25 protein-coding genes are annotated in these 26,895 nt (G+C 73.8%); 11 read left to right on the top strand and 14 right to left on the bottom strand.

The genetic code is table 11. The features are described from left to right. Positions 1 to 73: 73 nt before the first annotated feature. From QP089_RS22550 to QP089_RS22530, 5 genes are all read right to left on the bottom strand, one after another. Positions 74 to 907, bottom strand: coding sequence for an IclR family transcriptional regulator (locus tag QP089_RS22550; RefSeq protein ID WP_285913735.1), 834 nt, complete (start codon positions 905 to 907; stop codon positions 74 to 76). A 184-nt stretch (positions 908 to 1,091) separates the two neighbouring features. Then, positions 1,092 to 1,712 (bottom strand): TetR/AcrR family transcriptional regulator, encoded by a 621-nt coding sequence (locus tag QP089_RS22545; RefSeq protein WP_285913734.1) that lies wholly within the window; start codon positions 1,710 to 1,712, stop codon positions 1,092 to 1,094. Between the two features lie 155 nt (positions 1,713 to 1,867). Then, on the bottom strand, positions 1,868 to 3,667 hold the full coding sequence (locus tag QP089_RS22540) for an ATP-binding protein (protein WP_285913733.1): 1,800 nt from the start codon (positions 3,665 to 3,667) through the stop codon (positions 1,868 to 1,870). 331 nt (positions 3,668 to 3,998) lie between these two features. Further along, the gene (locus QP089_RS22535) at positions 3,999 to 4,673 is read right to left on the bottom strand and encodes a response regulator transcription factor (protein ID WP_285913732.1); all 675 of its coding nucleotides are present in this window, start codon (positions 4,671 to 4,673) and stop codon (positions 3,999 to 4,001) included. Next, on the bottom strand, positions 4,664 to 6,487 hold the full coding sequence (locus QP089_RS22530; RefSeq protein WP_285913731.1) for a sensor histidine kinase: 1,824 nt from the start codon (positions 6,485 to 6,487) through the stop codon (positions 4,664 to 4,666). The genes QP089_RS22535 and QP089_RS22530 overlap by 10 nt, the downstream gene beginning before the upstream one ends. 347 nt (positions 6,488 to 6,834) lie before the next feature. On the opposite strand from QP089_RS22530, the gene QP089_RS22525 reads away from it, so the two are divergent. The 9 genes from QP089_RS22525 (at position 6,835) to QP089_RS22485 (ending at position 17,434) form a co-directional block, all read left to right on the top strand. Further along, positions 6,835 to 7,938: a LacI family DNA-binding transcriptional regulator gene (locus QP089_RS22525; protein ID WP_285913730.1), complete on the top strand. Its 1,104-nt coding sequence runs from the start codon at positions 6,835 to 6,837 to the stop codon at positions 7,936 to 7,938. 90 nt (positions 7,939 to 8,028) lie between these two features. After that, the gene (locus tag QP089_RS22520; RefSeq protein ID WP_285913729.1) at positions 8,029 to 9,180 is read left to right on the top strand and encodes a mandelate racemase/muconate lactonizing enzyme family protein; all 1,152 of its coding nucleotides are present in this window, start codon (positions 8,029 to 8,031) and stop codon (positions 9,178 to 9,180) included. Then, positions 9,177 to 10,223, top strand: a complete 1,047-nt coding sequence (locus tag QP089_RS22515; protein ID WP_285913728.1) for a zinc-dependent alcohol dehydrogenase — start codon at positions 9,177 to 9,179, stop codon at positions 10,221 to 10,223. Before QP089_RS22520 ends, QP089_RS22515 begins: the two co-directional genes overlap by 4 nt. Continuing rightward, positions 10,207 to 11,208 (top strand): hypothetical protein, encoded by a 1,002-nt coding sequence (locus QP089_RS22510; RefSeq protein ID WP_285913727.1) that lies wholly within the window; start codon positions 10,207 to 10,209, stop codon positions 11,206 to 11,208. Before QP089_RS22515 ends, QP089_RS22510 begins: the two co-directional genes overlap by 17 nt. A gap of 40 nt (positions 11,209 to 11,248) precedes the next feature. After that, positions 11,249 to 12,376, top strand: a complete 1,128-nt coding sequence (chvE, locus tag QP089_RS22505) for a multiple monosaccharide ABC transporter substrate-binding protein (protein WP_285913726.1) — start codon at positions 11,249 to 11,251, stop codon at positions 12,374 to 12,376. 4 nt (positions 12,377 to 12,380) lie between these two features. Continuing rightward, the gene (gene mmsA / locus QP089_RS22500) at positions 12,381 to 13,985 is read left to right on the top strand and encodes a multiple monosaccharide ABC transporter ATP-binding protein (RefSeq protein ID WP_446474076.1); all 1,605 of its coding nucleotides are present in this window, start codon (positions 12,381 to 12,383) and stop codon (positions 13,983 to 13,985) included. After that, positions 13,982 to 15,250: a multiple monosaccharide ABC transporter permease gene (gene mmsB, locus QP089_RS22495; protein ID WP_285913725.1), complete on the top strand. Its 1,269-nt coding sequence runs from the start codon at positions 13,982 to 13,984 to the stop codon at positions 15,248 to 15,250. Before mmsA ends, mmsB begins: the two co-directional genes overlap by 4 nt. Before the next feature lie 103 nt (positions 15,251 to 15,353). Next, positions 15,354 to 16,517, top strand: coding sequence for an aldose epimerase family protein (locus tag QP089_RS22490; RefSeq protein ID WP_285913724.1), 1,164 nt, complete (start codon positions 15,354 to 15,356; stop codon positions 16,515 to 16,517). 74 nt (positions 16,518 to 16,591) lie between these two features. Then, on the top strand, positions 16,592 to 17,434 hold the full coding sequence (locus tag QP089_RS22485) for an SMP-30/gluconolactonase/LRE family protein (protein WP_285913723.1): 843 nt from the start codon (positions 16,592 to 16,594) through the stop codon (positions 17,432 to 17,434). A 7-nt stretch (positions 17,435 to 17,441) separates the two neighbouring features. Here QP089_RS22485 and QP089_RS22480 read toward each other — a convergent pair whose 3' ends face one another. The 5 genes from QP089_RS22480 to QP089_RS22460 all read right to left on the bottom strand — a co-directional run bounded on the left by QP089_RS22480 (position 17,442) and on the right by QP089_RS22460 (position 20,671). After that, a complete protein-coding gene (locus tag QP089_RS22480) occupies positions 17,442 to 18,242 on the bottom strand; it encodes an SAM-dependent methyltransferase (RefSeq protein ID WP_285913722.1) in 801 nt (266 codons plus the stop codon). Between the two features lie 196 nt (positions 18,243 to 18,438). Further along, positions 18,439 to 19,191 carry a DUF899 family protein gene (locus tag QP089_RS22475; RefSeq protein WP_285913721.1) on the bottom strand — a complete coding sequence of 251 codons (753 nt, stop codon included), beginning with the start codon at positions 19,189 to 19,191 and terminating at the stop codon, positions 18,439 to 18,441. A 46-nt stretch (positions 19,192 to 19,237) separates the two neighbouring features. After that, on the bottom strand, positions 19,238 to 19,567 hold the full coding sequence (locus tag QP089_RS22470) for an ArsR/SmtB family transcription factor (RefSeq protein ID WP_285913720.1): 330 nt from the start codon (positions 19,565 to 19,567) through the stop codon (positions 19,238 to 19,240). After that, on the bottom strand, positions 19,557 to 19,988 hold the full coding sequence (locus QP089_RS22465; RefSeq protein WP_285913719.1) for an SRPBCC domain-containing protein: 432 nt from the start codon (positions 19,986 to 19,988) through the stop codon (positions 19,557 to 19,559). Before QP089_RS22465 ends, QP089_RS22470 begins: the two co-directional genes overlap by 11 nt. Before the next feature lie 65 nt (positions 19,989 to 20,053). Beyond that, positions 20,054 to 20,671, bottom strand: coding sequence for a TetR/AcrR family transcriptional regulator (locus tag QP089_RS22460; protein WP_285913718.1), 618 nt, complete (start codon positions 20,669 to 20,671; stop codon positions 20,054 to 20,056). Positions 20,672 to 20,754: 83 nt separating this feature from the next. Here QP089_RS22460 and QP089_RS22455 point away from each other — a divergent pair, with 83 nt between their 5' ends. Continuing rightward, positions 20,755 to 21,558 carry an SDR family NAD(P)-dependent oxidoreductase gene (locus tag QP089_RS22455; protein ID WP_285913717.1) on the top strand — a complete coding sequence of 268 codons (804 nt, stop codon included), beginning with the start codon at positions 20,755 to 20,757 and terminating at the stop codon, positions 21,556 to 21,558. Between the two features lie 35 nt (positions 21,559 to 21,593). Here the strand turns inward: QP089_RS22455 and dinB are convergent, their stop codons facing one another. Beyond that, on the bottom strand, positions 21,594 to 22,790 hold the full coding sequence (gene dinB, locus QP089_RS22450; protein WP_285913716.1) for a DNA polymerase IV: 1,197 nt from the start codon (positions 22,788 to 22,790) through the stop codon (positions 21,594 to 21,596). Between the two features lie 50 nt (positions 22,791 to 22,840). Between dinB and QP089_RS22445 the strand changes: the two genes are divergently transcribed. Continuing rightward, positions 22,841 to 23,635: an alpha/beta fold hydrolase gene (locus QP089_RS22445; RefSeq protein ID WP_285913715.1), complete on the top strand. Its 795-nt coding sequence runs from the start codon at positions 22,841 to 22,843 to the stop codon at positions 23,633 to 23,635. A gap of 4 nt (positions 23,636 to 23,639) precedes the next feature. Here the strand turns inward: QP089_RS22445 and QP089_RS22440 are convergent, their stop codons facing one another. The 3 genes from QP089_RS22440 to QP089_RS22430 are packed head-to-tail and all read right to left on the bottom strand — an operon-like array spanning position 23,640 to position 26,769. Continuing rightward, positions 23,640 to 24,467 (bottom strand): carbohydrate ABC transporter permease, encoded by an 828-nt coding sequence (locus QP089_RS22440; protein ID WP_285913714.1) that lies wholly within the window; start codon positions 24,465 to 24,467, stop codon positions 23,640 to 23,642. After that, a complete protein-coding gene (locus QP089_RS22435) occupies positions 24,464 to 25,471 on the bottom strand; it encodes a carbohydrate ABC transporter permease (RefSeq protein ID WP_285913713.1) in 1,008 nt (335 codons plus the stop codon). Before QP089_RS22435 ends, QP089_RS22440 begins: the two co-directional genes overlap by 4 nt. Beyond that, positions 25,468 to 26,769, bottom strand: a complete 1,302-nt coding sequence (locus tag QP089_RS22430; protein ID WP_285913712.1) for an extracellular solute-binding protein — start codon at positions 26,767 to 26,769, stop codon at positions 25,468 to 25,470. The genes QP089_RS22435 and QP089_RS22430 overlap by 4 nt, the downstream gene beginning before the upstream one ends. Between the last annotated feature and the right edge of the window lie 126 nt (positions 26,770 to 26,895).

The raw sequence follows: 26,895 nt of genomic DNA, 5'->3' as shown, positions 1-26,895 counted from the left end.
GCGAGCCCGGGCCACACCGATTCCGTCCAACGGAAGAAGCCGCCCGCGGTGCCCCGGCCTAAGGCGAGCGCGGTCAGCTTTCGCGCCGCGCGGACTCCGGGCGGCGCAGGGCGCGCGGGGCGCCGAGGGCGCGGGAGATGCCGCGGGCACTGGCCCGCACTACGGGAACGAGCGAGCGCGCCTCCCAGCCGGACGCGGGGACCACGGTCGCGACGGCCGCCACCACCGTGTCGTCCGGGCCGAACACGGGCGCCCCGACCGACATCGCGAACGTCTCGACCTGCCCGTCGCTGACCGCGACGCCGGTGCGGCGGACCTCCGCCAGGACGCGGCGCAGTTCGGAGCCGGTGCAGATGGTCTTGGGCGTGAAGCGGCGAAGCGGCCCGGCGATCGCCCGCTCCTGCAGCTCCGGGTCGGCGTGCGCGAGCATCGCCAGGCCGACGCCGGTCGCGTGCGCGGGCCAGCGGCCCGCGACCCGGGAGAACACGTGCACGGCGTCGCGGGCGGAGATCCGCTCGATGTAGACGACGTCCAGGCCGTCCAGCACGGCGAGGTGCACGTTCTCGTGGGTGGCCTCGTACAGGTCCTCCAGGAACGGCATCGCCGCCTCGCGCAGCACCGGGCCCCGCGCGAGCGCGCCCACCTCCCACAGCCGCAGGCCGATCCGGTAGAGGCCCGTGCCGTCGCGTTCGAGCGCGCCCCAGCAGGCCAGCTCGCCGACGAGCCGGTGCGCGGTGGACAGCGGCAGCCCGGCGCGGCGGGCGATCTGGGTGATGGTCAGCGCCGGGCGGTCCGGCGTGAACGCGCCGAGGATGTCCAGGACCCGGCTGGTCACGGTCGGACGCGGCGCCGGGCCGGCGGGCGGCGGGCCGGTGGGCAGAGGGCCGGCGGCCGTCTCGGCGGTCACGGGCGCCCGCGCTCCGCGCGCGGCGTCACCGCGAAGGGGCAGCCGGCGGTGCCGCGCGGCGGCGCGGGCCGGGAGCCGGGTCCCCGGACGTGCATGCGGACCGTCCTCTCGGAGCGTGGACCCCGAAATTAGGCGCAATCCTCGCAGGGGTCAAGTAAGTGCCGAACATCGGGCCGCGGGGGGCTCAGTGCGCCGCCGTCATCTTCGGCACGGTCTCCTCGATCAGGTGCATGATCGTGTCCTCCAGCAGCACGTGCACCTGGGGGCGGGTCAGCCGGCCGTGCCGCAGCCACTCGCGGGTGGCCGCCTCCGCCATCCCGCTGAACCCGCGCAGCGCCGAGCGCACCTCCGGGTGCCCGGCGGCCAGCCGGGACAGCCCGACCACCTCGGTGATGTGGTCGACGGCGCCCTCGCGCGCCGCGTCCACCAGCCGGGCGAGGTCGTCGTCGCCCGCCGACCCGGCGGCCATGTCCAGCGCGACCAGCCAGGTCCCGGCGTTGCGCTCCAGCAGCTCCAGCCAGCCGGTGATGCTCTCGGTCACCCGCTCGCGGACGCTCGCGCCCGGCTCGTAGGCGGGCACCGGCACCGGCGGGATCTGCAGCATCCGCTCCACGACCGCCAGGTACAGCTCGCGCTTGGTGCCGAAGTAGTGGTTCAGCAGGCCGCGGCTGACGCCCGCCACCGCCGCGATCTCGGTGTTGGACACCTCCTCGTACGGCCGTTCGCTGAACAGCTCCCGCGCGCACACCAGGATCTGCTCGCGCCGCTCGTCACGGTCCTTGCGCACCCGTACCCGCTCGCCCATGTCTCCCTGTCCGCGCCCTCATCGCCCGCCCGCCGTCGCACGGGCGGGTCCCAGTGTTCCAGAACGGCGGTCCGCCGCGTCCGGCCGCAACGAGGGTCAGAGCAGGCGGACCGGGGCGCGGCAGCGCCGCGACGGTTCCGAGGTGCGTCGTCCCGTCAATCATCGGGCGACGGCAGGGTGATCCGGACGGTGGTGCCCGCGCCGGGCGGGCTGTCGACGTCGACGTGGCCGCGCAGCGCGCGGACCCGGTCGGTGAGGCCGGCGAGCCCGCCGCCGCGGACCGGTCCCGCGCCGCCCGCGCCGTCGTCGCGGGCCTCGGCGACGACGCGGCCCGGCTCGTCCCGCACGCTCAACCGGATCTCCTCGGCGCCGGCGTGCTTCACGGCGTTCGCCAGCGCCTCGCAGAGCGCGAAGTACAGCGTCGACTCGATCTCCGGCGGATACCGGCGGACCGGCAGGTCGAGCCGGACGGACGCGGCGGTGCGGGCGGCGACCATCCGCATCGCGGCGGCCAGCCCCGCGTCGGTCAGGATCGCCGGGTGCACCCCGCGGGCCAGGCCGTCCAGCTCGGCGGCCGCCTCCGCCAGCTCCCGGCGGCACGCCCGCGCCTGCTCGCGGGCCCGCGGGCCTGCCGCCTTCTCCAGCGACGCCAGCAGCGTCTCCAGCGCGCGCAACCGCTGCTGGGCGCTGCGCTGCAGCTGCGCGGCGAGCCGCTCGCGCTCGGCCGCCTGGGCGCGCACCAGCCGCTCCCGCGCGTCCCGCGCCCGTTCCAGGTGCGCCCGCGCCGCGGCCTGCAGCCGGACGGTCTCCAGCGCACGCCCGCCGGCGACCAGCGCCGCCTCCACCAGCGCCTCGTGACCGCGCAGCCGGTCGTCGGCGTCGACGGTGGCGAGCGGCTCCCCGCCGGACGTGCGTACCTCGTGCCGCCACCGGCCCGGAGCGGGGCGGGCGGCGGTGCCGGGTTCGGTTCCGGCGGCGATGGGGCGCCCGCCGATGTCGACGTAGCCGCCGTCGGCCCACAGCCACAGGTCCAGGGTGCCGTCGCGCAGGACGCGGCGCAGCGCGTCCCGCACCTTCCCCACCGACACCGGGTGGCCGGTGAGGCGCTGCATCCGCGCGGCGGCGGTCAGCTCGGCCAGCCGCGCGCGCAGCGCCGCGGCGAGGAACGCCAGCGGCAGCACCGTCGCGAACACGCCCTGGACCAGGTAGACCTCCATCACGTCGTCGAGGGCGACGTGGCCGCCGATGAGCGAGCCCTGCACCGCCAGCGCCCCGGCGACGCCGACCGTGACGGCGGCCGCGATGGGGACGGTGTAGCGGCGGTCCAGCCGGCCGGTCCCCGGCAGCCGCAGCAGCAGCATGATCACCAGCGCGCCGGCGAGCACCGCCTCCGCCGTCGTGATGGCGCGGTACGCGCACTCGAACACCTCGCGCTCGGGAGCGACCGCGGGCCAGGCCACCGAGGCGGCGAACCCGTTCCACGCGGGCCGCGACACCGTGCACAGCAGCGCCTGCCCGCCGATCATGACGACGGCCGTGACGGCGATCCACAGCCGGGCGGCGGCCCCGTCGAGCCGGCCGTCGGGGTACAGCAGCACGCCCACCCCGATCGCCACGAAGAACACCGACTGCGCGAACACCGACGCCACCGGCCCGGCGCCCGCGTTCCAGCTCGCCGTCCACGTCAGGGCCCACGCCGCCGCGCCCGCGGTGAACGCCGCGCCGGTCCGCCGGCCGACCCGTCCGGCGGCCAGCAGCCCGCCCGCGACGGCGAACCCGCCGCAGCACAGCAGCGTGACCGCGGCGGCGGCCGGATGCCCGCGCCAGTACGGCCAGCCCGCGGCGAGCGCGCCCGCCGCGACCGCCGCGCCCCCCGCCGCGGCGCGGCGCAGCGGTGCGGCGAACCACGCGGGTGGGGCGAACCAGAGCGGCGCCCGCACGCGCACGGACCTCACGACCGTCCCTTCCCTGTCGGGGCCCGCGCCGGGGCCGCGCCGGAGCCCGCGTCCGCGGCACGCCGGCCGCCGCGCCCCCCGGGAAACCACCGGACGGGCGTCGGGTTTCCCCGGATGCGCCCGGGACGCGGCGGCGGGAGGATGGGGGCGCCGGACGGCCACGGGCGCGGGCGCGCGGGGCGCCCCGGTGGCGTGCGGGGGCCACCACCGGCGTCACGTACCGCGACCGGGCTCGTACCGTCAGTCTTTCTCAACACGCCGCCGCGCGCGAGAGCCCGTTACCCGATTGATGCGCGGGGCGGGTGGTACCGCCGTGCCCGCCTTCGGGCGTTCAGCGCGTCTCGGCGGCGCGCAGCCAGGTGAGCACCGCCAGCACCCGCTTGTTGCTGTCCTGCGGTCCCGGCGGCCCGCCCGACGAGGTGATCTTGAGCTTGGTGAAGATGGCCCGCACGTGGTCCTCGACCGTGCGGGCCGACAGGTGCAGCCGCTTGCCGATGCCGGCGTTGGAGTGCCCCTCCGCCATCAGCCCGAGCACCTCCCGCTCGCGGCCGGACAGCCGGGACAGCTCGCGCTCCCGGTGCCGGGCCTCGACCAGCCGGCTCACCACCTCCGGGTCGATGACGACCTCCCCGCGCATCACCCGCTCCAGCGCGCCGCGCAGGTTGTCGACGTCGGTGACGTGGTCCTTCAGCAGGTAGCCGACGCCGCGCGGCTGGTCGCGGAACAGCTCCATCGCCTGCGGCGTCTCGTTGAACGCCGACAGCACCAGCACGCCCATCCGGGGATGGCCGCGCAGCAGGGTGCGCGCCGCGACCACGCCCTCGTTGGTGTAGGTCGGCGGCATGTGCAGGTCGAGGATCGCCACGTCCGGCGGGTCCTCCGCGACGCGGGCGAGCAGCTCCTCGCCGGAGCCCGCGGACACCGTGACGTCGATCCCGACCGTGGTGAGCAGGGTGACCAGCGCCTGCCGGAAGATCCCGCTGTCCTCCGCCACGGCTACTCGCATGGCAGGACCATCCTTACCGTCGTGCCCCGGGAGGGATCTCCGTCGACTTCCACGTGCCCGCGCAGCGCCCTGATCCGCCCGGCCAGCCCGTCCGGCACCGCGGCGGGCTCCACGCCCGGCCGCTCGCCGTCGTCGCTGACCTCGGCCACCAGCCGGTGGCCGTCCGGGCGCACCCGGACGGTCACGCGGGTCGCACGCGCGCGGTCGACAGCGTACGACAAAGCCTCGCAAAGCACGGAGTAAAGCGTGGACTCGATCTCGCGGGAGTAGCGCTCGCCGGTCACCTCCAGCAGCACGCGGGTGCCGAGCCGCTCGGCGACGACCTCCAGCGCCGGGCCGAGGCCGTCCTGGATGAGCAGCGCCGGCTGCACCTCGCGGGCGAGCGCTCGCAGCTCGGCCAGCGCCGCCATCAGCTCCCGGCGGCAGTCGCGCGCGTGCTCCTTCACCGCCGGGTCCTCGGCGAGGGCCTCCAGGGTGCCGAGCATCGCGGCGAGCGCCAGCAGCCGCTGCTGCGCGCCGTCGTGCAGGTCCCTCGCGAGGCGCTCGCGCTCCACGATCTCGGCGCGCAGCAGCCGCCCGTACGCCGAGCGCACCTGCTCCAGGCCGGCCTGGACGTTGGACTGCAGCCGCGCCGTCTCCAGCGCCCGGCCCCCGGCCTCCAACGCCGCCTCGACCAGCGACCCGTGGTCGCGCAGCGCGCCGGCGAGCTCGACGATCGCCAGCGGCTCGCCGGCGGCGGTCTCGACGCGCCGCCGCCACCGCCCGGTGCCCTCCTCCGGCGGGACGTCGAGGTCCGGGCCGGCGGGACCGCCGTCGTCCACGGCGACGGGCCGTCCGGCGGTGTCGACGTACACCTCCTCCGCCGGCGCCCAGAACCACAGCTGCAGCGTCGGGTCGTGCAGGACGTCGCGCAGGGCGTCGCGGACGCGCTCCACCGACGGCGGCGCGGTCAGCCGGAGCATCCGCCCGGCGACGGCCAGCTCCGCGAGCCGGGTGCGCAGCCCGGTCGCCAGCAGCGCGAGCGGGACGAGCGCGACCACCGCGCCCTGGATCGCGTACACCTCCAGCAGCGCGTCCAGCGAGATGGACTCCTCCATGATCGGCCGCTGGGTCAGCGCGGCGGAGATCCCGACGAACGCCAGCGCGACGGTCACCGGCAGCGTGACCGCCCGCCGCATCGGGCTCATCCTCGGCAGCCGCAGCAGCAGGACGACGGCGAAGGAGAAGGCGAGCACGAGGTACAGGACGGCGGAGACCTCCAGGACGACCCGGAACGCCGCGTGGTCGGGGAACGGCGCCGGCCACCACACGTGCCGGCCGCGGAACGCGGCCCACTCCGGGCGCGAGGTGACCCAGAGCGCGGTCGGGCAGCCCCACAGCACCGCGCAGGCGAACACCGTCCAGATCCGGTCGGCGAGGTACTCCAGCCGCCCCGCCGGGTACAGCAGCACGCCCACGGCCAGGGCGAGGTAGAAGTCGGCCTGGGCGTAGGGGGACAGCAGCGGCCCGGGGCCGGCGTCCCAGCTCGCCAGCCAGTTCAGCGCCCAGCACAGCGACGCGGCCACGAACAGCAGTCCCGTCCGGCGGGTGCGGGCGCCCGTCGCCAGCAGCACGCCGACGACCGCGAGCCCGGCGGTGCCGACGAGGCTGACCGCCGCCGCGGCGGCGTGGTCGCGCCAGTACGGCCATCCCGCGGCGAGCGCGAGCGCGGCCACCGCCGGGCCGGCGGCGAGGGCACGCCTCGTCTCCGCGCCGAACCACGGTGGCGACCTGCGCCTCCGCGGGGCGGATATCACCACGACCACCCTTTCCATGCTCGGACCTGGAGCGCTCGCCCGGTACCGGGATCTCACGGGCGCCCGGCCCGTGCTTTCCCGGACGCGCACCGGCAGTGTCCCCGCTGCGGCCCGTCCGGGAGCGCGGTGTTACCCGATCGCGACGCACATGCGGCCGGAGGACGTCCGCGCGCACCACTGGACGCGAGGACGGCGAGTCGGCGCAGGACTTCACCGGCGAGCCGCAGGCCCGGGTCCAGGCGGCTGGGTCCCGCGTTGTGGCGGCGGAAGATGTTTGCGCTACCACGATTGCTTCCTGGGTATTGACATCGGTCGGCGTTATCGCAAACATTCAGGGCAACCGACCGAATGTGGAGCAGATCACAGTGACCACCGCAGCGCCCCCTCCCCCCTCCGGCACCGGCTCGGCCGGCGCCGGGCCGGCCGGTGCAGGGCCGGGCGGCGGGCGCTCCCGCGCGGCGGTCATGGAGGACGTCGCGGCGCTCGCCGGGGTCTCGGCGATGACGGTGTCGCGGGTGCTGAACGACCCCGGCAAGGTCGCGCCGCGCACCCGCGAGCGGGTGCTGGCGGCGATGCGCGAGCTGGACTACCGGCCGAACTCGGCGGCGCGCGTGCTGGCGACCGGCCGGTCCGGGGTCCTCGGCGTGGTCAGCTTCGACACGACGCTGTACGGGCCGGCCTCGACCCTGTACGGGATCGAGCGCGCCGCGCGCAGCGCCGACTACATGATCAACATCGCCAGCCTCGGCTCGCTCACCCGGCGCTCCATCGAGGACGGGGTGCAGCGGCTGCGCGCCCAGTCGGTGGACGGGATCGTCATCATCGCGCCGCACCAGTCCGCCGCCGAGGGGCTGCGCCGGCTGCCGCCGGACATGCCGGTGGTGGCGGTCGGCGCGGGCGACGACCTGCCGGTCCCGGTCGCGTCGGTCGACCACCGCGCGGGCGCGGTGCGGGCCGTCCGGCACCTGCTGAGCCTCGGCCACGAGACCGTGTGGCACATGGCCGGCCCCGCGGACTGGATCGACGCCAGCGCCCGCGTGGACGGCTGGCGCTCGGCGCTGGCGGAGGAGGGCCGGGAGGCGCCCGCGCCGCTGGCCGGCGACTGGAGCGCCCGGTCCGGGTACGAGCTCGGCCGGCGGCTGGCCGCCGACCCGGCGGTGACCGCGGTGTTCGCCGCCAACGACCCGATGGCCCTCGGCCTGCTGCGCGCGCTGCGCGAGGCGGGCCGCCGCGTCCCCGGGGAGGTGAGCGTGGTGGGCTTCGACGACGTGCCGGAGGCGCCCTACTTCGCGCCGCCGCTGACCAGCGTCCGGCAGCCGTTCGGCGAGGTCGGGCGGCACGCCTTCCAGCTGCTGCTGGAGCGCGTCGACGATCCGGGCGGCGCGGCCGGCGGCCCGCCCGCGCGGCGCACCGTGGAACCGGAGCTGGTGGTGAGGGAGAGCACGGCCGTGCGGCCCGGCGGCCGCTGACGCCGGGCACGCGGGAGGACGGCGTCCGCGGCCGCCGAATGTTAGCGCTAACACAAGCTAGTGCCAGGTTGAGATGAGAGGGGCGGCACGTTGCGCATCACCGAGATCGGCACCCACGTGCTGGGCACGCCATGGCGGAACCTCACGTTCGTGACCGTCCGCACCGACGAGGGGCTCACCGGCGTCGGCGAGGCCCGGATGCTCGGCCACACCGACGCGCTGCTCGGCTACCTCGCCGAGGCGGGGCGCCGCCACATCGTGGGCAGCGACCCGTTCGACATCGAGGACCTCGTGCACCGGATGAAGTACGGCGACTTCGGCCGGGCCGGCGAGATCGTCATGTCCGGCATCGCCTGCGTCGAGATGGCGTGCTGGGACATCGTCGGCAAGGCGCTCGGCCAGCCGGTGTGGCGGTTGCTCGGCGGCTCGGTGCGCGACCGCGTCAAGGCGTACGCCAACGGCTGGTACACCGTCGACCGGACGCCCGAGGAGTTCCACGCGGCGGCCAAGCGCGTCATCGGCAAGGGCTATCAGGCATTGAAGCTCGACCCGTTCGGCGCCGGCCGGATGGAGCTGGACCACGCCGAGACCGTGCTGGCCATCGACCTGGTGGAGGCGGTGCGCGACGCGGTCGGACCGGAGACCGAGCTGCTGATCGAGATGCACGGCCGCTTCTCCCCCGCGACCGCGATCCGGCTCGCCGGCCTGCTCGCCCCGTTCGACCCGGCGTGGCTGGAGGAGCCCGTCCCGCCGGAGAACCTCAAGGCGCTCGCCAAGGTGTCCGCGCACACCGGGCTGCCGATCGCCACCGGCGAGCGCGTCCACGACCGCATCGAGTTCCGCGAGCTGCTGGAGCTGCAGGCCGCCGACGTCCTGCAGCCCGACGTCGGGCACACCGGCGGCATCTCCGAGGTCCGCAAGCTCGCCGCGACCGCCGAGACCTACTACGTGCAGGTCGCGCCGCACAACGTCGGCGGCCCCGTGCTGACGGCCGCGAGCCTCCAGCTCGGCGTCTGCACCCCCAACTTCAAGATCCTCGAGCACTTCAACGACTTCGCCGACGCCGCCGTCAAGGACGTCGCGACGGGCGCGCCGCAGGTCGTCGACGGCTACTTCCAGCGGCCCGAGGCGCCCGGCCTCGGCGTCGAGCTCGACCTCGACGCGATCGCCGCGTTCCCCCAGCAGCACGCCGACTTCGACCTGTACGCCGACGGCTGGCACTTCCGCGGGACGCGCAGTTGAGCCGCGCCGTGCTGGTCGACGCACCGGGCCGCTGGCGGATCGAGGCCGGCGACCCGCCGGAGCCGGGCCGCGGCGAGGCCCGCGTCCGGGTCGCCGCCGCCGGGCTGTGCGGCAGCGACCGGGAGCTGTTCGACGGCGCGCGTCCCGAGGGCTTCGCGTGCTACCCCGTCGTCCCCGGGCACGAGTGGTCGGGCACGGTCGACGCGGTCGGCCCCGACACCGATCCGGCGCTGGTCGGCGCGCCCGTCGTCGGCGAGGGGTTCCGCGGCTGCATGGCGTGCGGGCGCTGCCGCGAGGGCGCCCCGAACCTGTGCGCCACCCGCTACGACGAGACCGGCTTCACCCGGCCCGGCGCGTTCGCCGACCACCTGCTGGTGCCCGCCCGGCTGCTGCACGTGCTGCCGCCCGGCGCGGACCTGCGCGCGGCGGCGCTGCTGGAGCCGGCCGCGGTCATCGCCGGGGCCGTCCGGCACGCGGCGGCGCGCCCCGGCGAGACGGTCGCGGTGGTCGGCGCCGGCACCCTCGGGATGCTGGCGCTGCAGTTCCTCGCCGCCTCGTCGCCCGCCCGGCTCGTCGCGATCGACCCGCGGGTGGAGCGCGGCGAGGCGGCGCTGGACGCGGGCGCGACCGCGTTCAGCCGGCCGGGCGAGGCCCCCGAGGGCGCGTTCGACGTGGTCGTGGAGACGGCCGGGGCGGCCGGCACCGCGAGCTCGGCGGTGCGGCTGGCCCGCCGCGGCGGCCGCGTGGTCGTCACCGGCATCCCCGCCGACCCGGCCGACGCCGTCCCGACGTCGCTGCTGGTCACCCGCGCCCTGTCGCTGCACACCGTGTTCGGCTCCGGCCCCGCCGACTGGACGTACGCGGTGCGCGCGTTCGGCACCGGCGTGCTGCGGCCCGCCCCACTGATCACCCACGAGCTGCCGCTGACCGAGTTCGCGGCGGCGCTCGAGCTCAGCGGCTCCCCCGACGCCGGGAAGGTGCTGCTGCGCCCCGACCTCGACACGCCCCCCAACGGCGGGAGGACCGATGGACCCGTTCTCTGACGACCCGGCCGGCGGCGGCCGCGCGCCCGGCGAGGACGCGCTGCGCGCCCTCGGCCTGCCCGGCCGCGCCGCGCCCCCGCCCGCGTCCGGCCTGCGGTTCCCCGACGGCGGCGCCTGGCGCACCGAGCTGCCGTCCTGCGAGGGACCGGCCGTCCTCGAGGCGGTACTGGAGGAGAGCGAGCACCTCGGCGTGCCGCTGCACCGCATCAGCCAGGGCAGCGGCGTGTGGATGCTCACCGACGCCGAGATCGGCGAGATGGTGGACGCCTGCGGGGCGCGCGGCATCGAGCTGTGCCTGTTCCTCGGCCCGCGCGGTACCTGGGAGCCCGGCGCCGGAGGCCGCTCCTACAACGCCTCCGGCCCGCGCGCCCGGGGCCGCGACCAGCTCGCCCAGTGCGTCGAGGACGCCGAGCGGGCCGCGGCGCTGGGCGTCCGGTCGCTGCTGGTCGCCGACGAGGGCGTGCTGTGGACGCTGCACCGGCTGCGCGAGGCCGGCCGGCTGCCGGCCGACACGACCTTCAAGGTGTCCGCGCTGGTCGGCCCGGTGAACCCGGCCTCGTTCGCGGTGTGGGAGGGGCTCGGCGGCGACTCGGTCAACGTGCCGAGCGACCTGACGATCGCGCAGCTCGCCGAGATCCGCGCGGTCAGCGCCGCGCCGATGGACTTCTACGTCGAGGCGCCCGACGACCTCGGCGGGTTCGTCCGGTTCTACGACGCGGCGGAGCTGATCCGCTGCGGCGCCCCCATCTATCTGAAGTTCGGGCTGCGCAACGCGCCCGGCATCTATCCGGTCGGCCGGCACCTGCTGCCCGCCGCCGTGGCGAGCGCGCGGGAGCGGGTGCGGCGCGGCCGGCTCGTCCTGGACACCCTCGCCCGGCTCGGGGCGGGCGGCGGAATGTCCCCGATCGGGTCCCGGGACCCGGGACCGCTGCGGCGGTTCCCGGCCCTGCCGCAGGCCCTGCCCTCGTCCGCCGTCCCACGCTGATTCGTTTCCGCTGCCCTCCCCCACCCCGAAGGAGAACGAGATGAGATTCCGGCGCATCACCGCGGTGCTGTCCTCACTGGTGCTGGCGACCGCAATGACGGCGTGCGGCTCCAGCGAGAAGAGCGTCGACAAGAAGCCCAAGGCCGGCGACGCCAAGGGCGCGCTGATCGGCGTCACGATGCCGACCAAGTCGTCCGAGCGCTGGATCCGCGACGGCAACACGCTGAAGGCCGACCTGGAGAAGCTCGGGTACAAGGTCGACCTGCAGTACGCCGAGAACGACATCCCGACGCAGGTCAGCCAGATCGAGAACCAGATCACCAAGGGCGCCAAGCTGCTGGTCGTCGCCTCCATCGACGGCACCGCGCTGACCAGCCAGCTGGAGGAGGCGCACCAGAACCACATCCCGGTGATCTCCTACGACCGGCTGATCATGCGCAGCCCGGACGTCGACTACTACGTCACCTTCGACAACTACAAGGTCGGCGTGGAGCAGGCGACCTCGCTGCTCACCGGCCTGAAGGTCAAGAACGCGGACGGCTCCGAGGGCAAGGCCAAGGGCCCGTTCAACATCGAGCTGTTCGCCGGCTCGCCCGACGACAACAACGCGCCGTTCTTCTACAACGGCGCGATGTCGGTGCTCAAGCCGTACATCGACAAGGGCACCCTCGTCGTCAAGAGCGGCCAGACCGACTTCAAGACGATGGCGATCCTGCGCTGGGACCCGGCCACGGCGCAGAAGCGGATGGAGGACATCCTCACCAAGACCTACCGGGGCGGCGCCAAGGTCGACGGCGTGCTGTCGCCCTACGACGGGCTCTCGATCGGCATCCTGTCGGCGCTCAAGAGCAACGGCTACGGCACGGGGAGCCAGCCGTACCCGGTGGTGACCGGGCAGGACGCCGAGCGGGCGTCGGTGAAGTCGATCCTGGCCGGCGAGCAGTACTCGACGATCTTCAAGGACGTCCGCAAGCTCGCCGACGAGGCGGCCAAGATGTCCGACGCCATCCTCAAGGGCGGCAAGCCGCAGGTGAACAACACCACGGACTACAACAACACCAAGAAGGTCGTCCCGACCCAGATGCTCCAGCCGGTCATCGTCAACAAGTCCAACGTGCAGTCCGAGCTGGTGCAGTCCGGCTACTACACGCAGGCGCAGCTGGGATGACGCCGTGACCACCGACGACACCACCGAAGCGGCGGCCGCGGCCGGCGCCGCGGGAGGCGACGACATCCTGCGGATGCGGGGGATCACCAAGACGTTCCCCGGCGTGAACGCGCTGGCGGACGTCGACCTGACGGTGCGCCGCGGCGAGATCCACGCGATCTGCGGGGAGAACGGCGCGGGCAAGTCGACGCTGATGAAGGTGCTGTCCGGGGTGTACCCGCACGGCTCGTACGACGGGGAGATCCTCTTCGACGGCGAGCCGTGCCGGTTCTCCGGCATCCGCGACAGCGAGGAGCGCGGCATCGTCATCATCCACCAGGAGCTGGCGCTGTGCCCGCAGCTGTCGATCGCCGAGAACATCTTCCTCGGCAACGAGCGCACGCCGCGCGGGTTCCTCGGGCTGCGCGGCCTGGTCGACTGGAACCGCACCAACCACGAGGCGGGCCGGCTGCTGGAGCGGGTCGGGCTGCCGGAGAACCCGGTGACCCCGATCGCCGACCTCGGCGTCGGCAAGCAGCAGCTGGTCGAGATCGCCAAGGCGCTGTCCAAGCGGGTGCGGCTGCTGATCCTGGACGAGCCGACCGCCGCCCTCAACGACGAGGACTCCGCGCACCTGCTGAACCTGATGCGGGAGCTGCGCGACGACGGCATCACCTGCGTGATCATCTCGCACAAGCTGAACGAGGTGCTGGCCATCGCCGACACCATCAGCGTGCTGCGCGACGGCCGGATGATCGAGACGCTCGACCCGTCCGCCGGCGGGGTCACCGAGGACCGGATCATCGCCGGCATGGTCGGCCGCGACCTGGAGCACCGCTACCCGCCGCGCGAGCCGCGGGTCGGCGAGGAGGTGCTGCGGATCGAGGACTGGACCGTGCACAGCCCGGCGCAGCGCGACCGGGCGGTGGTGTCGGGGGCCGCGCTGTCCCTGCGGCGCGGCGAGGTCGTGGGGCTGGCCGGGCTGATGGGCGCGGGCCGCACCGAGCTGGCGATGAGCGTGTTCGGGCGGTCCTACGGCGTGGACATCTCCGGCCGGGTGTACAAGGACGGCGAACCCGTCCAGCTGCGCACCGTCCGGGACGCGATCCGGCACCGCATCGCCTACGCCACCGAGGACCGCAAGCGCTACGGCCTCAACCTCATCCAGGACATCAAGAAGAACGTGTCGGCCGCCCGGGTCGGGAAGCTGGCCCGGGCCGGATGGGTGAACGAGTTCGAGGAGTACAAGGTCGCCGAGGAGTTCCGCGGCGGGCTGAACATCAAGGCGCCCAGCGTGCTGGCCGCGACCGGGCAGCTGAGCGGCGGCAACCAGCAGAAGGTCGTGCTGTCCAAGTGGATCTTCACTGATCCGGACGTGCTGATCCTGGACGAGCCGACCCGCGGCATCGACGTCGGCGCCAAGTACGAGATCTACACGATCATCAACCGGCTCGCCGCGGAGGGCCGGGCGATCCTGCTGATCTCCTCGGAGCTGCCCGAGCTGCTCGGCATGTGCGACCGGATCTACACGATGGCGGCCGGCCGGATCACCGGCGAGGTGCCGCGCGCGCAGGCCACGCAGGAGCGCCTCATGTCCTACATGACCATGGGAAGGGAGCAGGCCGGATGAGCCGTACCGCGCCCGCGAAGACCGACGCCGCCGACGCCGCGGGCCCCGCCGCGGCGCCCGGGGCGGCGGCGCCCGCCGCCCGGCCGCGGCTGACCGTCAACGTGCGGCAGAGCGGCATCTACATCGCGTTCGCACTGATCGTCGTGCTGTTCGCGGTGCTGACCGGGGGCGATCTGCTGCAGCCGCAGAACATCTCCAACATCATCGTGCAGAACTCCTACATCCTGATCCTGGCGATCGGGATGATCCTCATCATCATCTCCGGGCACATCGACCTGTCGGTGGGCTCGCTGGTCGGCGTCACGGGCGCCATCGCCGCCTGGCTGATGGTCAACCACCATGTCGCCTGGCCGCTGGCCCTGCTGCTGACGCTGGTCGCGGGCGCCGCGATCGGCGCGTGGCAGGGCTACTGGACCGCCTTCTTCGGCATCCCGTCGTTCATCGTCACCCTGGCGGGGATGCTGCTGTTCCGCGCGCTGACCATGACGGTGCTCGGCAACCAGGGCCTCGGGCCGTTCCCCGACCAGGTCCGCACGCTGTCGAACGGATTCACCTCCGGCTACTTCGGCAACGTCGGGCTCGGGCCGCTGGGCGGCGCCGACCTTTTCAGCCTGCTCGTCGGGATCGTGACCGTCGCGGGCCTTGCGGTCTCGCGGTGGCGCACCCGCGCGACGCGGATCGGCTACGGGCAGACCGTCGACCCGGTGCCGGTGTTCCTGCTGAAGATCGCCGCCGCCGGTGCGCTGATCATGGCGGTGACCGTGCAGCTGGCCCGGTTCCACAACCTGCCGTGGGTGCTGGTGCTGCTGGCGGCGCTGGTGCTGGCGTACTCGCTGCTGACGGCCCGCTCGGTGTTCGGCCGGCACGTGTACGCCGTCGGCGGCAACCTGCAGGCGGCCGTGCTGTCGGGCGTGCGGGCCAAGTCGGTGGTGTTCTGGCTGTTCGTCAACATGGGCGTGCTGTCGGCGCTGGCCGGCATCATCTTCGCCGGCCGGCTCAACCAGGCGGGGCCCACCGCGGGCAACACCTTCGAGCTGGACGCGATCGCGGCGGCCTTCATCGGCGGCGCGGCGGTGCAGGGCGGCGTCGGCAAGGTGGTCGGCGCCCTCACCGGCGGCCTGATCATGGGCGTGATCAACAACGGCATGTCGCTGATGGGCGCGCCGAGCGAGCGGGTGATGCTGGTCAAGGGCCTGGTGCTGCTCGCCGCCGTCGCGTTCGACGTCTGGACCAAGCGGCGGGCCGGCTCGCCGCTGCTGCGCTGACCCGGCGCACCCCGAAGGGGGCCGGCGGCCGTCCGCCGGTCCCCGTCACCCAGAGAACACGCAAGTCCGTCTCCTCCCTCCCCCCCACGCGAGAGGAACACCGATGAAGCGCGTCCCACCCCTCACCGTCCCGCTGGCCACCGCCGCCCTGCTCGCGGGCGGCCTCCTCGCCGTCCCGGCGACCGCCGCGTCGTCCGGGCCCACCATCGCCAAGGAGCCGTTCGGCGCGCTGCCGGACGGCACGAAGATCGACCGGTACACGCTCGGCAGCGGCCACGGGATGAAGGTCCGCATCCTCACCTACGGCGGCATCGTCCAGTCCCTCGACGTCCCCGACCACCACGGCCGGTCCGGCAACGTCGCGCTCGGGTTCGGGAAGCTGGACGGCTACCTCAGCGACACCTACAAGGACGAGAACCCCTACTTCGGGGCGCTGATCGGGCGCTACGGCAACCGGATCGGCGGCGCGCAGTTCACGCTGGACGGCAAGACCTACAAGGTCCCCGCCAACGACGGGAACAACAGCCTGCACGGCGGCACGACCGGCTTCGACAAGCGGGTGTGGAAGGCCGAACCGGTCAAGGGCGGGGACGGGGTGTCGCTGCGCCTGACGTACGTCAGCCCCGACGGCGAGGAGGGCTACCCCGGCACCCTGCGCACCACCGTCACCTACACCGTGACCCGCAAGAACGACCTGCGCATCCGCTACCAGGCCACCACCGACAAACCGACCGTGGTGAACCTGACCAACCACACCTACTTCAACCTGGCCGGTGAGGGATCCGGCGAGGTCTACGACCACAAGGTGCAGATCAACGCGTCCCGCTACACCCCGGTCGACTCGACCCTCATCCCGACGGGGCAGCTGGCCACGGTGCACGGCACGCCGCTGGACTTCACCCGGCCGCACACCATCGGCGAACGCATCCGCGACGGCCACCAGCAGATGGTGTACGGGCGCGGCTACGACCACAACTTCGTGCTCGACGGCTCCGGCATGAAGCTCGCCGCCCGCGTCACCGAGCCGACCACCGGCCGGGTGATGGAGATCCGCACCGACCAACCCGGCCTGCAGTTCTACTCCGGCAACTTCCTCGACGGCCGGCTCGTCGGCACCGGCGGGAAGATGTACCGGCAGGGCGACGGGTTCGCCATGGAGACCCAGCACTTCCCCGACTCGCCCAACAAGCCGCAGTTCCCGAGCACCACGCTGCGGCCCGGCCAGACTTACGACTCCACCAGCGTCTACTCCTTCTCCGCGTCCTGACCCCCGGCCGGGAGCGGGCGGCCGGCGACCCGCCGGCGCCCGCTCCCGGCCGTCCGGGCCGCCCGAGGATCCCCATGGAACACCGCATCGAGATCGCCCTGCCCTCCCGCGTCCGGCTCGGCGAGGGACCCAACTGGCACGCCGCCGCCGGCGTGCTGCTCTGGGTCGACATCCTCGGCAACGAGGTGCACGCCTACGACCCGGCCACCGGCGCCGACACCGTCCGCCACACGGCCCAGCACGTGGGCGCGGCCAGGCCCCGGACGGGCGGCGGCCTGGTCGTCAACCTCCGCGACGGCGTCGGGCTCTACGACCCCGACGGCGCCTTCCACTGGCTCGCAGAGCACCCCGTCCCCGGATGCCGCGGCAACGACGCGGCCGTCGGCCCGGACGGGGCACTGTGGGCCGGGACCATGCGCTACGACGAGGCGCCGGGAGGCGGCCGGCTGCGCCGCGTTCGCCCGGACGGCGAGACGACCACGGTGCTGGACGACGTGACGATCAGCAACGGGATCGCCTGGAGCCCCGACGGGCGCCTGATGTACTACGTCGACACGCCCACGCGCCGCATCGACGTCTTCGACTTCCGCCCCGAGCAGGGCGCCACCGGCCGGCGCGCGCTCGTCTCCGTCCCGGGCCTGCCCGACGGGCTCACCACCGACGCCGACGGACGGCTCTGGGTCGCCCTGTGGGGCTCCGGCCGCGTCCTCTGCTACACCCCCGACGGCGACCTCGACCGCACCATCGAGGTGCCCGCCGCGCAGACCACCGCCTGCGCGTTCGGCGGCCCGGACCTCCGCGACCTCTACATCACGACGGCGACCGTGGGCGCGCCGAAGGACGATCCCCACGGCGGATCGCTGTTCGTCGTCCCCGGCGCGGGCCAGGGGCTGCCCTCCCCCGCGTTCGCCGGCTGACGGGCGGTCAGACGCGGCGGCCGACGCCCGCGAGCGTGAACGTCCGCTCGGGGTCCTCGATCGCCGCACCGGGCTCGGGGCGCCACAGCGGGGTGTAGGTGAGGCCGGGTTCGAGCAGCTCGAACGGCGCGACGAGCGCCTCCACCTCGGCCCGGGTCCGGCCCCAGAAGTGCCAGGTCGGCTTGAACACCTCGGTGACGTCCTTGCTGGACTGCGGCTGGGGCTCGTGGGTGATGTGGGTGAACACCAGGTGTCCGCCGGGCGGCAGCGCCTCGTGCAGCCGCCGGACGGTCCGCGTCGCATCGGCGGTGTCGCGGATGAAGTGCAGGACCCGGTCGAGCACGACCGCGACCGGTTCGGAGAAGTCGATGTGCTCGCGCACGACCGGGTCGCCGGTGAGCGTCTCGGGACGCCGGAGGTCGCACTGCACGACCGTCGTCCGCTTCGTGCCGGCCAGCAGCGCCCGCGCGTGCACCAGGACGACGGGGTCGCCGTCGGCGAACACGACGGTCGCGTCCGGGGCGACCTCGGCCGCGACCTCGTGCACGTTCCCGGCCGCAGGCAGCTTGCTGCCGACGTCGATGAACTGCCGCACGCCGCGCTCCGCGAGGTACCGGACGGCGCGGCCGACGAACGCGTGGTTCTCCCTGGCCGCCCTCCCCGCCTCCGGGATGACGCCCAGCAGCTGCTCGGCGACCTCGCGGTCGGCGGCGTAGTTGTCCTTGCCGCCGAGCAGGTAGTCGTAGATCCGCGCCGTGTTGGGCGTCGTCAGGTCGACGTCGGCGGGGGACCACCTCTCCTCGGCCATCGCAATCTCCGCTTCGTCCCGGGGGAAGACGATCGTCTCACGAAACGCGGCGTGCTCACGCCGGGACGCACCGCGTCCGGGCTCGGCCCCGGCCACCGGTCACGGGCGGGATCCTCGGCCCGCGCCCCCGGTCGGGAGCCGGACGGTGACCGGCCCGGCCTCGGCATGGTGGACGGGACGACGGGCCGGACCTCGCTCAGGGCCGGGTGCCGCCGAGATCGTCGGAGCGCCCGGCTTCGAGCCGGGACAGCTGCGCGGTCGGACGCCCGCCGGTCCGCCAGTTGTCGCCGTCGCTCTCCCACGGCCGGGGCCATCCGGCGGGCGAGTCCTCCCAGCCCTCCTGCCTTCCGTACACGGTCATGTCGAGCAGCCCGCAGGTCGGGGCCATCGGCTCGACGCCGCGGCCGGTGGTCCAGTACGTCTCGAACACCCGGTCGCCGTCACGCAGGTAGCACGCCAATCCGAAGCTGCTCCGGTCCGCGTGCAGGGCGTCGATGGAGTCCCGTGCCGAGTACCAGGGGACGTCCCAGCCCATGAAGTCGCGGTAGCGGACGCTGTCCTTGTACGGGCCCTTGCAGAAGGTGGCGTAGGTGACGTCGCGGGCGTGCAGGTAGGACAGCTCCCGCACCTGCGAGTTGAAGAACGTGCATCCCTCGCACTGCTCGGCGGCGGGGTGGCCGTCGTGCCACATGTGGTGGTAGGCGATCAGCTGCCGCCGCCCCTCGAACGTCTCCAGCAGCGTGACGGGCCCGTCCGGGCCGGTCAGCGGCGTGGCGGCGTCCACCTCCACCATCGGCAGCCGCCGGCGCGCCGCCGCGATCGCGTCGCCCTCGTGGGTGTGCGCCTTCTCCCGCACCAGGAGCGCGTCCCGCTCGGCCTGCCAGGTGGCCCGGTCGACGATCCTGGGCAGCGCCTCGGCGCCCGCCGTCGTGTTCGTCCGGTCGTTCATGGTCCCTCCCTGTGGCCGGCGTCGCCGGCCGTACGTGGTGTCCGGGTCATGGCTCGAGGTGGCCCTTGAGCGCGTCGAGCCGGTCGTCCCAGTCACCGGCCAGCACGTTCAGGAACTGCTGCGCCACCCGCATCGGCGCGGTGCGCACCCGGTAGCGCACCCGGCGCCGCTCCCCCGGTTCGGCCGTCACCAGGCCCGCCCCGGTGAGCAGGGCGAGGTGCTTGGCGATCGCCTGCCGCGTGATCGGCAGCCGGGCGGCCAGATCGGTGGCGGTGGCCGGCCCGTCCGCGGCCAGCGTCGCCAGGACGGAGCGCCGGGACGGGTCGGCCAGCGCGGCGAAGACCCGCTCGGCGGTCGCCTCGAGGTCAGGCCGCATCGAGGTGTCCGGTGAGTTCGTCCAGTTCCGCCGCCCATCCGCCGACGTGCGCGTCGTACTCCTCCTGGTAGACGTCCTCGGGGAGCTGGGCGAAACCGGTCTCCACCACGTGCAGCCGCGTGCCCGCACCGGACGGTTCGAGGGTGAACTCGACGTAGGTGCGGCGCGGATCGCCCTCGGGCAGCCCCTTGAGCTGCCAGGTGAAGCCGAACACCCGCGGCTCCTCGATCCGTTCGACGCGCATGGCGACGGCGGATCCGTCGCTCCAGCCCATCCAGGCCCGCCCGCCCGGCCGCAGGTCGATGGCGGCCTCCTCGCCGAACCAGGCGGCCAGCCCCTCGGCCGTGGTGAGCGCCGCCCACACCTTCCCCGGCGGGGCGGCGAGCTCCACGGTCCGTTCGATCCGATCGGGAAACCCCATGGCGACCTCCGTATAGCAACTCAACGGTTGCCATACTATGGCAACCATCTGGTTGCGTCAACGGGTCAGGCGTCGAGCAGGTCGAGCACCTCGGCGTCCAGGCCGATGTCCGGGTCGGCCGCGCGCGCGGCGCGCAGGGCGGCGGCCAGGGTCGCCGCCGCGAGGGCCGCCAGCCGGTCGCGCGGGACGTCGCGATGCCGCAGGTGGTCGATGACGACCTCGTCCAGGTAACCGACCCAGCCGCGCATCGTGGTGCGCAGCACGGGGCGGGCCGGGTCGGGGACGCCGAGTGCGTCCAGCAGCCGTTGCGCGCCCTGCCAGCGCAGGTCTTCCACGATCGCGCGGACCTCCGGGTCGGAGCCGTTGCCGCCGCGCATCACCGCCAGGAACCCGGCGGCGTTGGCCTCCATGTAGGCGATGTGCCGGTCGAGGGCGTCGCGCAACTGCTCCCCCGGCGTCGCACCCTGCGGCTCCGCCTCGTGGACGACCCGCAGCCGGTCGGCGGCGGCGCGGATCGTCGCGAGGTAGAGCCCGCGCTTGTTGCCGAAGTGGTGCGCGATCAGTCCGTAGGCGACGCCCGCCCGCCTGGCGATCTCGGTGGTGGTCACCTCGTCGTAGGCGCGGCCGGTGAACAACTCGGCGGCGGCGTCGATCAGCATCTGCCGGCGGTCGGGCCGGGCCATCGGCGGCTCCCTCGGATTGACGTGCGGTCGCGGGCGAGTCTAGCCTCTCGAACTGATTGATAATCAGTCAATATCGGGAGGCGATGATGGCCCGGATCGAGCTGGCGGACGCGCCGGTCCTGCTCACCGGCGCGTCCAGCGGGATCGGGCGCGCCCTGGCGTTCGCGCTCGCCGGACGCGGCGCACGGCTGGCGATCGCGGCCCGCCGCCGGGACGCGCTGGAGGAGGTGGCGGACCGGATCGCCGCCCGCGGCGGGACGCGTCCGCACGTGATCGAGGCCGACCTGTCGCGTCCGGGCGCCGCCGCCGCGCTCGCCACCACGGCGGTGCAGGCTCTGGGCGGGGTGCGCGTGTTGGTCAGCAACGCGGGCGCGGGACTGGTCGCGGCCCAGGGCGAATTGGGTGACGGCGCCGACGCGCGGGCGCTGTTCGAGACGAACTTCTGGTCTCCGCTCGCGCTGGCCCGCGCGCTGCTGCCGGGGATGCGCGACGGCGGTGTGATCGTCAACGTCACGTCCACCCTGCAGGCGCTGCCGGTCCCGATGCTCGGGCACTACGGCTCGGCGAAGGTCGCGCTCGCGCACGCCACCCGCACGATGCGCAACGAGCTGCGCGGCACCGGCGTCACCGTCCTGGAGTACGTCCCGGGCGCAACCGACACCGATGCCCGCGACGTCGGCCTGCTGCCCTGGCGCGGCAAGCCGGTGCGCACGCTCCCGCCGGTCTCCCCCGAGTCCGCCGCGCGGGCGGTCGTGCGGGCGATCGAGCGCGGCGAGCGCCGCCGCGTCCACCCCCTCCCCTCGCTGCTGCCGCTGGAGATCCCGGCGCTCGGCCGCCTGGCGGCCCGCGCCGCGGCGCGCCGGATTCAGATCCCCCGAAGCTTCTGAAGCCCCCGCGCCGACGCGCCGCACCGCGACTTCGGTCAGTGGGGTGGGTCGTCGGGGAGGGTCGGGACGGCGAGGCCGGGGTCGCGGCCCAGGAGCACCGCGGGCATGATCGCGGACGAGCCGAACCGGCCGCGGACGCCGTCGACGGCGGCGTCCGCGGCCTCGCCGGCGTCGAACGGGAGCGCGAGCTGGACGGCCCGGTCGTCGTGCAGGGAGCCGAGCGACACCCCGATCAGCGTCAGCCCGCGCTCGGCGATCAGCGGGGCGGCGGCGCCGAGCAGGCGGCGGGCCGCGTTCAGCAGCACCGCCGTGTCGGCCGTGGCCTGCGGCAGCGTGTGCGAGCGGGTCGCGCGGGCGTAGTCGCCGAACCGGAGCCGCAGCGTGACCGTCCGGCACACCCGGTGCGCGCCGCGCAGCCGTCCCGCGAGCCGGTCCAGCAGGCCGACCAGCATCGCGTCGAGTTCCTCGGGCGTCCGCTGCCGGCGGCCGAGGGCGCGCTGGGCGCCCATCGAGCGGCGACGGACGCCGGTGCGGACGAGACGCGGGTCCCGGTTGCGGGCCAGCGCGTGCAGGTGGCGTCCGGCGCCGGGGCCGAGCAGCGACACCAGCGCCTCCTCCGGCATGTCGGCGACCTGGCCGACCGTGGTCACCCCGTACCCGGCGAGCTTGGCGGCGGTCGCGGGCCCGACGCCCCACAGCCGCCGCACCGGCAGCGGGCGCAGGAACTCCAGTTCGCCGTCCGGCGGGACGACGAGGAGCCCGTCGGGCTTGGCGACGCCGCTGGCCACCTTCGCCAGGAACTTCGTGCGGGCCACGCCGATGGTGATCGGCAGCCCGACCTCCTCGGCCACCCGGCGCCGCAGCCGCGCCGCGATGTCGGCGGGCGTCCCGGAGATGCGGCGCAGGCCGTCGACGTCGAGGAACGCCTCGTCGATCGACAGGCCCTCGACGAGCGGCGTCGTGGCGCGGAACAGCGCGAACACCGCCTTGCTGGCCTCGGCGTAGGCGTCCATCCGGGGCGGGACGACCACGGCGCGCGGGCACAGCCGCCGCGCCTGGCCGCCGCTCATCGCGGTGCGGACGCCGTGCGCCTTGGCCTCGTAGCTGGCCGCCAGCACCACACCGCCGCCGACGATGACCGGCCGGCCGCGCAGCGCGGGGTCGTCGCGCTGCTCGACCGACGCGTAGAAGGCGTCCAGGTCGGCGTGCAGGATCGTGGCGGCGCCGGACACGAACATATGTTCGCATACCCGTCCCGGACCTGGGCAGGTACGCTCCCCGCGTGACCGAGGTCGGGTACGCCGAGTCCAGGGACGGGACGGTCGTCGGCTACGAGACGATCGGCGCGGGACCGCCGATGGTGCTCGTGCACGGCGCGGCCGTCGACCGCCGCTGCTGGGCGCCGGTGGTGCCGGTGCTCGCCGAGCGCTTCACCGTGCACGTGATGGACCGGCGAGGACGCGGCCACAGCGCGAGGGAGGGCGGCCCGTACGCCGTCGAGCGCGAGGGCGAGGACATCGCCGCGGTCGTCGAGGCGGCGGGACGGGACGTCTTCCTCGTCGGCCACTCCTACGGTGCGGTGTGCTCACTCCACGCGGCCATGGCGACGGACGCGATCGGACGGCTCGTGCTCTACGAGCCCCCGATCACGACGCCCTGGCGCGAGGCCGCCTCCCCCGAACTGCTGGAGAAACTCCGCGGGCTCGCCCGCGAGGAGGACTACGACCGGCTCCTCGAGACGGTGTTCCGCGACGTGATCCGCCTGTCGCCGCGGCAGGTGGACGCGCTGCGCGGGGCCCGCCGGTTCTGGGCGGCGTGCCTGGGCAACGCGCCGCCGCTCGTCCGGGAGAGCGAGAGCGTGCCGCGGATCGAGGACTGCGCGCGGTTCGCGACGATCCGGGTGCCGGTACGGCTGCTGGTCGGGGAGGCGAGCCCGCCGTACCAGCGGCCGACGGCGGACGCGCTGGCCCGCGTCCTGCCCGGCGCCGAGGTCGTGGAGCTGCCGGGTCAGGGGCACATGGCGATGGCGGACGATCCGGACCTGTTCGCCAAGGCGCTGACGACGTTCGCCGAGTGAGCGGTCACCCCTTCGTCGCGCCGGCGGTCAGCCCGCCGATCAGCTGCCGTTCGGCCACGGAGTAGAACGCGATGGCGGGGACCATCGCCAGCACGATGTAGGCGATGACGAGCGCGTAGTTCGTCGAGTACTGCCCCTGGAACTGCTGGATGCCGACGGGGATCGTCTGCCATTTCGGGTCGCCGAGCACCAGCAGCGGGAGGAAGAAGTTGTTCCAGCTCGTCACGATGGCGAGGACCGAGACGGTGCCGAGGGCGGGCCGCGCCATCGGCAGCAGGATGCGCCAGAAGAACCCGAACCGGCTGCAGCCGTCCATGATGGCGGCCTCCTCCAGCTCGGCGGGGATCGTCCGGAAGAAGGACCGCAGGATGATCAGCGTCATCGGCAGCGCGAACGCGGCCTGCGGCAGGATCACGCCGAACGGGTCGTCGAGCAGCCCGAACGAGCGCAGCAGGACGAACAGCGGCAGCACCGCCACCGCGGGCGGGAACATCAGCCCCATCGCGAAGAGGGTGAAGAAGAACTCCCGGCCGCGGAAGGCGTAGCGGGCGAACGCGAACGCGGCGAGCGCGGCGGCCGCCACGGTGATCAGCGTCGTGGCGACCGCGATCAGCACGCTGTTGCCGATCTGCCGCCAGAACGTGCCGGAGCCCAGGATGCCGGTGTAGTTCGACACCTTCCACGGGTGGGGAAGGCCGATCGGGTCCGTGGTGAGGTCGCCGGTGGTCTTGAACCCGGAGACGACCGCGTACAGCAGCGGGACGACGATGAAGGAGCCGAGCACCCACACCAGCACGTGCTTGGACACGCCGCGCGCGACGGCCGCCCTCATCGCCGGCCGCCCGCGGAGGTGACCGCGCCCTGCAGGTCGCGGCGCAGCGCGTAGCGCTGGTACAGCAGGGAGAAGACCATGCTGATGAGGAACATGGCCACGCTGATCGCGCTCGCGTACCCCATCTGGTAGCGCTTGAAGCCGAACTGGAACATGGTGACGGCCATCGTCTCCGTGGAATTGGTCGGCCCGCCGGTCGTGGTGACCCACACCAGGTCGAACAGCTGGATCGAGCCGATGACGGACAGGAACACGCTGATCCGCAGGGTCGGGGCGAGCAGCGGCAGCGTGACGGCGCGGAACCGGCGCCACGGCCCGGCCCCGTCGATGGAGGCGGCCTCCAGGACCTCCGTCGGGACGCCCTGCAGCCCGGCGAGGTAGATCATCATGTGGAAGCCGAAGTACTTCCATGTCATGACCGCGAACAGGGTGGGCAGCGCGGTGCCGGGATCGGAGAACCACTTGCCGGCGAGCCCGCCGAGCAGCGGGAGGCCCCCGACGACCTCGTCGGCGAGCCCGCTGCCGGGCAGGAAGATGATGCCGAACAGCACGCCGGCGATCACCTCGGACAGGATGTAGGGCGCGAAGAACACCGCCCGGTACACCGCGCGGCCCCGGATCCGCTGGTTCAGCAGGACGGCGGTGCCGAGCGCGATCGGCAGCTGGACGGCGAGCGACAGCACGACGATGACCAGGCCGCGCAACAGGTCGCCGCGGAAGATCGGGTCGCCGGACAGCTTGCGGTAGTTGTCGAGGCCGACGAAGTCCTCGGGACGGCCGAAGCCGCCCCACTTGAAGAAGCTCGTGTAGAGCGCGACCGCGATCGGGATCAGGACGAACAGGAAGAACAGCAGCAGGGCCGGCAGCAGGAACCAGGTGCTGGCCGTCCAGCCGCGCAGCCGCCGGCCGAGCGGCGCCTTCGGGCGCCGCTCGGAACGCGGGTCCCGCGCGGCGCGGCGCGGCCGGTCGCCGGTGGTGACGGACAGTGTGCCGGGTCCCGTCATTGGCTCTTGGCCGCCTTGGTCACCTGCTGCGCGACCTGCTCGGGCGTCTGCTTGCCGCCGATGAGCGCGGCGACGCTGTCGTTGACCTGCTGGCCGACGGCGGGCGGGAACGCCTGGTCGAGGTAGAGCTGGAAGCCGGTGGAGTTGGCGAGCGCCTCGGCGACCTGCTTGCGGTTGGGGTCGGTGAGCGTGTTCTCGGCGCCCTTGACGACCGGCATGAAGGCGCCGGACGAGACCAGTTCCTGCTCGTTCTCCTTGTTGAGGAGGAAGGCGAGGAAGTCCACGGCCTCCTTCGGAGCGTTCTTGCTCAGCGCGTGCCCGTTGCCGCCGCCGAACACGTCGGTGGGGACGCCCTGGCCGCCGTCGACGGCCGGGAACGGGAACCAGCCCTGGTCGGCGCCGATGCCCTTGCCGGAGGCGTCCTTCTCCACCGTCGGCGCCCACTGCCCCATCAGCTCCATGGCGGCCTTGCCGGCGCCGACGGTCGCGGCCTCCCCGCCGGGGGCGTCGAAGCCGGCGTTCTGGAAGCCGGGCTGGAAGGGCTGCAGGTCGACGAGTTCCTTGAGGTGCTGCCCGGCGCCGACGAACGCGGGCCCGCCGAAGTCGTTGCTCTTGGCGGCCTGCTGCATGGCGGGCATGCCGCCGATGCGCATCGCGAGGTAGGCCCAGTAGTACATGCCGGGCCACTTGTCCTTGCCGCCGAGGGCGATGGGGGTGATGCCGGCCGACTTCAGCTTGCGGACGTCGTCCAGGAACTCCGCCCACGTCCTGGGAGGAGCCTTGATCCCGGCCTTGTCGAAGTGCCGCTTGTTGTACCAGAACCCGACCATGCCCATGTCGTACGGGACGGCGTAGGTCTTGCCGTCGAACTGGTAGGCCTTCTGGGAGACGGGGGTGATGGTGTTCAGCAGGCCGGAGGCGTCGGAGGTGAGGTCCTTGACCAGGCCCGCGTCGATCTGCTGCTTGAGCACGCCGCCGCCCCAGGTCACGAAGATGTCGGGCAGCTTCCCCGAGGCGGTGAGCGCGGTCATCTTCGACTTGAACGCCTCGTTCTCCAGGTTGGTGAGCTTGATCCGGACGTTCGGGTGCGCGGCCTCGTAGGCCTTGGCGATCTTCGGGTAGAGCGTCTTGGACGGCTCGGTGGTGGCGATGTCCATCCATTCGATGGTCACCTTGCCGCCCGATCCGGAGTCGTCCCCGCCGCCGCAGGCGGCGAGCAGCGGCGCGGCGGTGACCGCCACCGCCCCCGCGGAGACCGCGGTGAGGAACGAGCGGCGCGACAGGTGTGGGATGCCCATGGTGGTCTCCTGGATGGGGGGCGGGCGACGGCCGGAGCGGAGGGCGATCCGCTCGAAACATTTCGAAAGTCTTCGAGGCTCCGTTGCCGTGGAACTCTAAGAACGCACCCCCGCCCGGTCAAGACC

The organism is Actinomadura opuntiae, from assembly GCF_030283205.1.
Taxonomy (GTDB): domain Bacteria; phylum Actinomycetota; class Actinomycetes; order Streptosporangiales; family Streptosporangiaceae; genus Spirillospora.
This window is presented reverse-complemented; position numbering and strand designations above follow the sequence as displayed.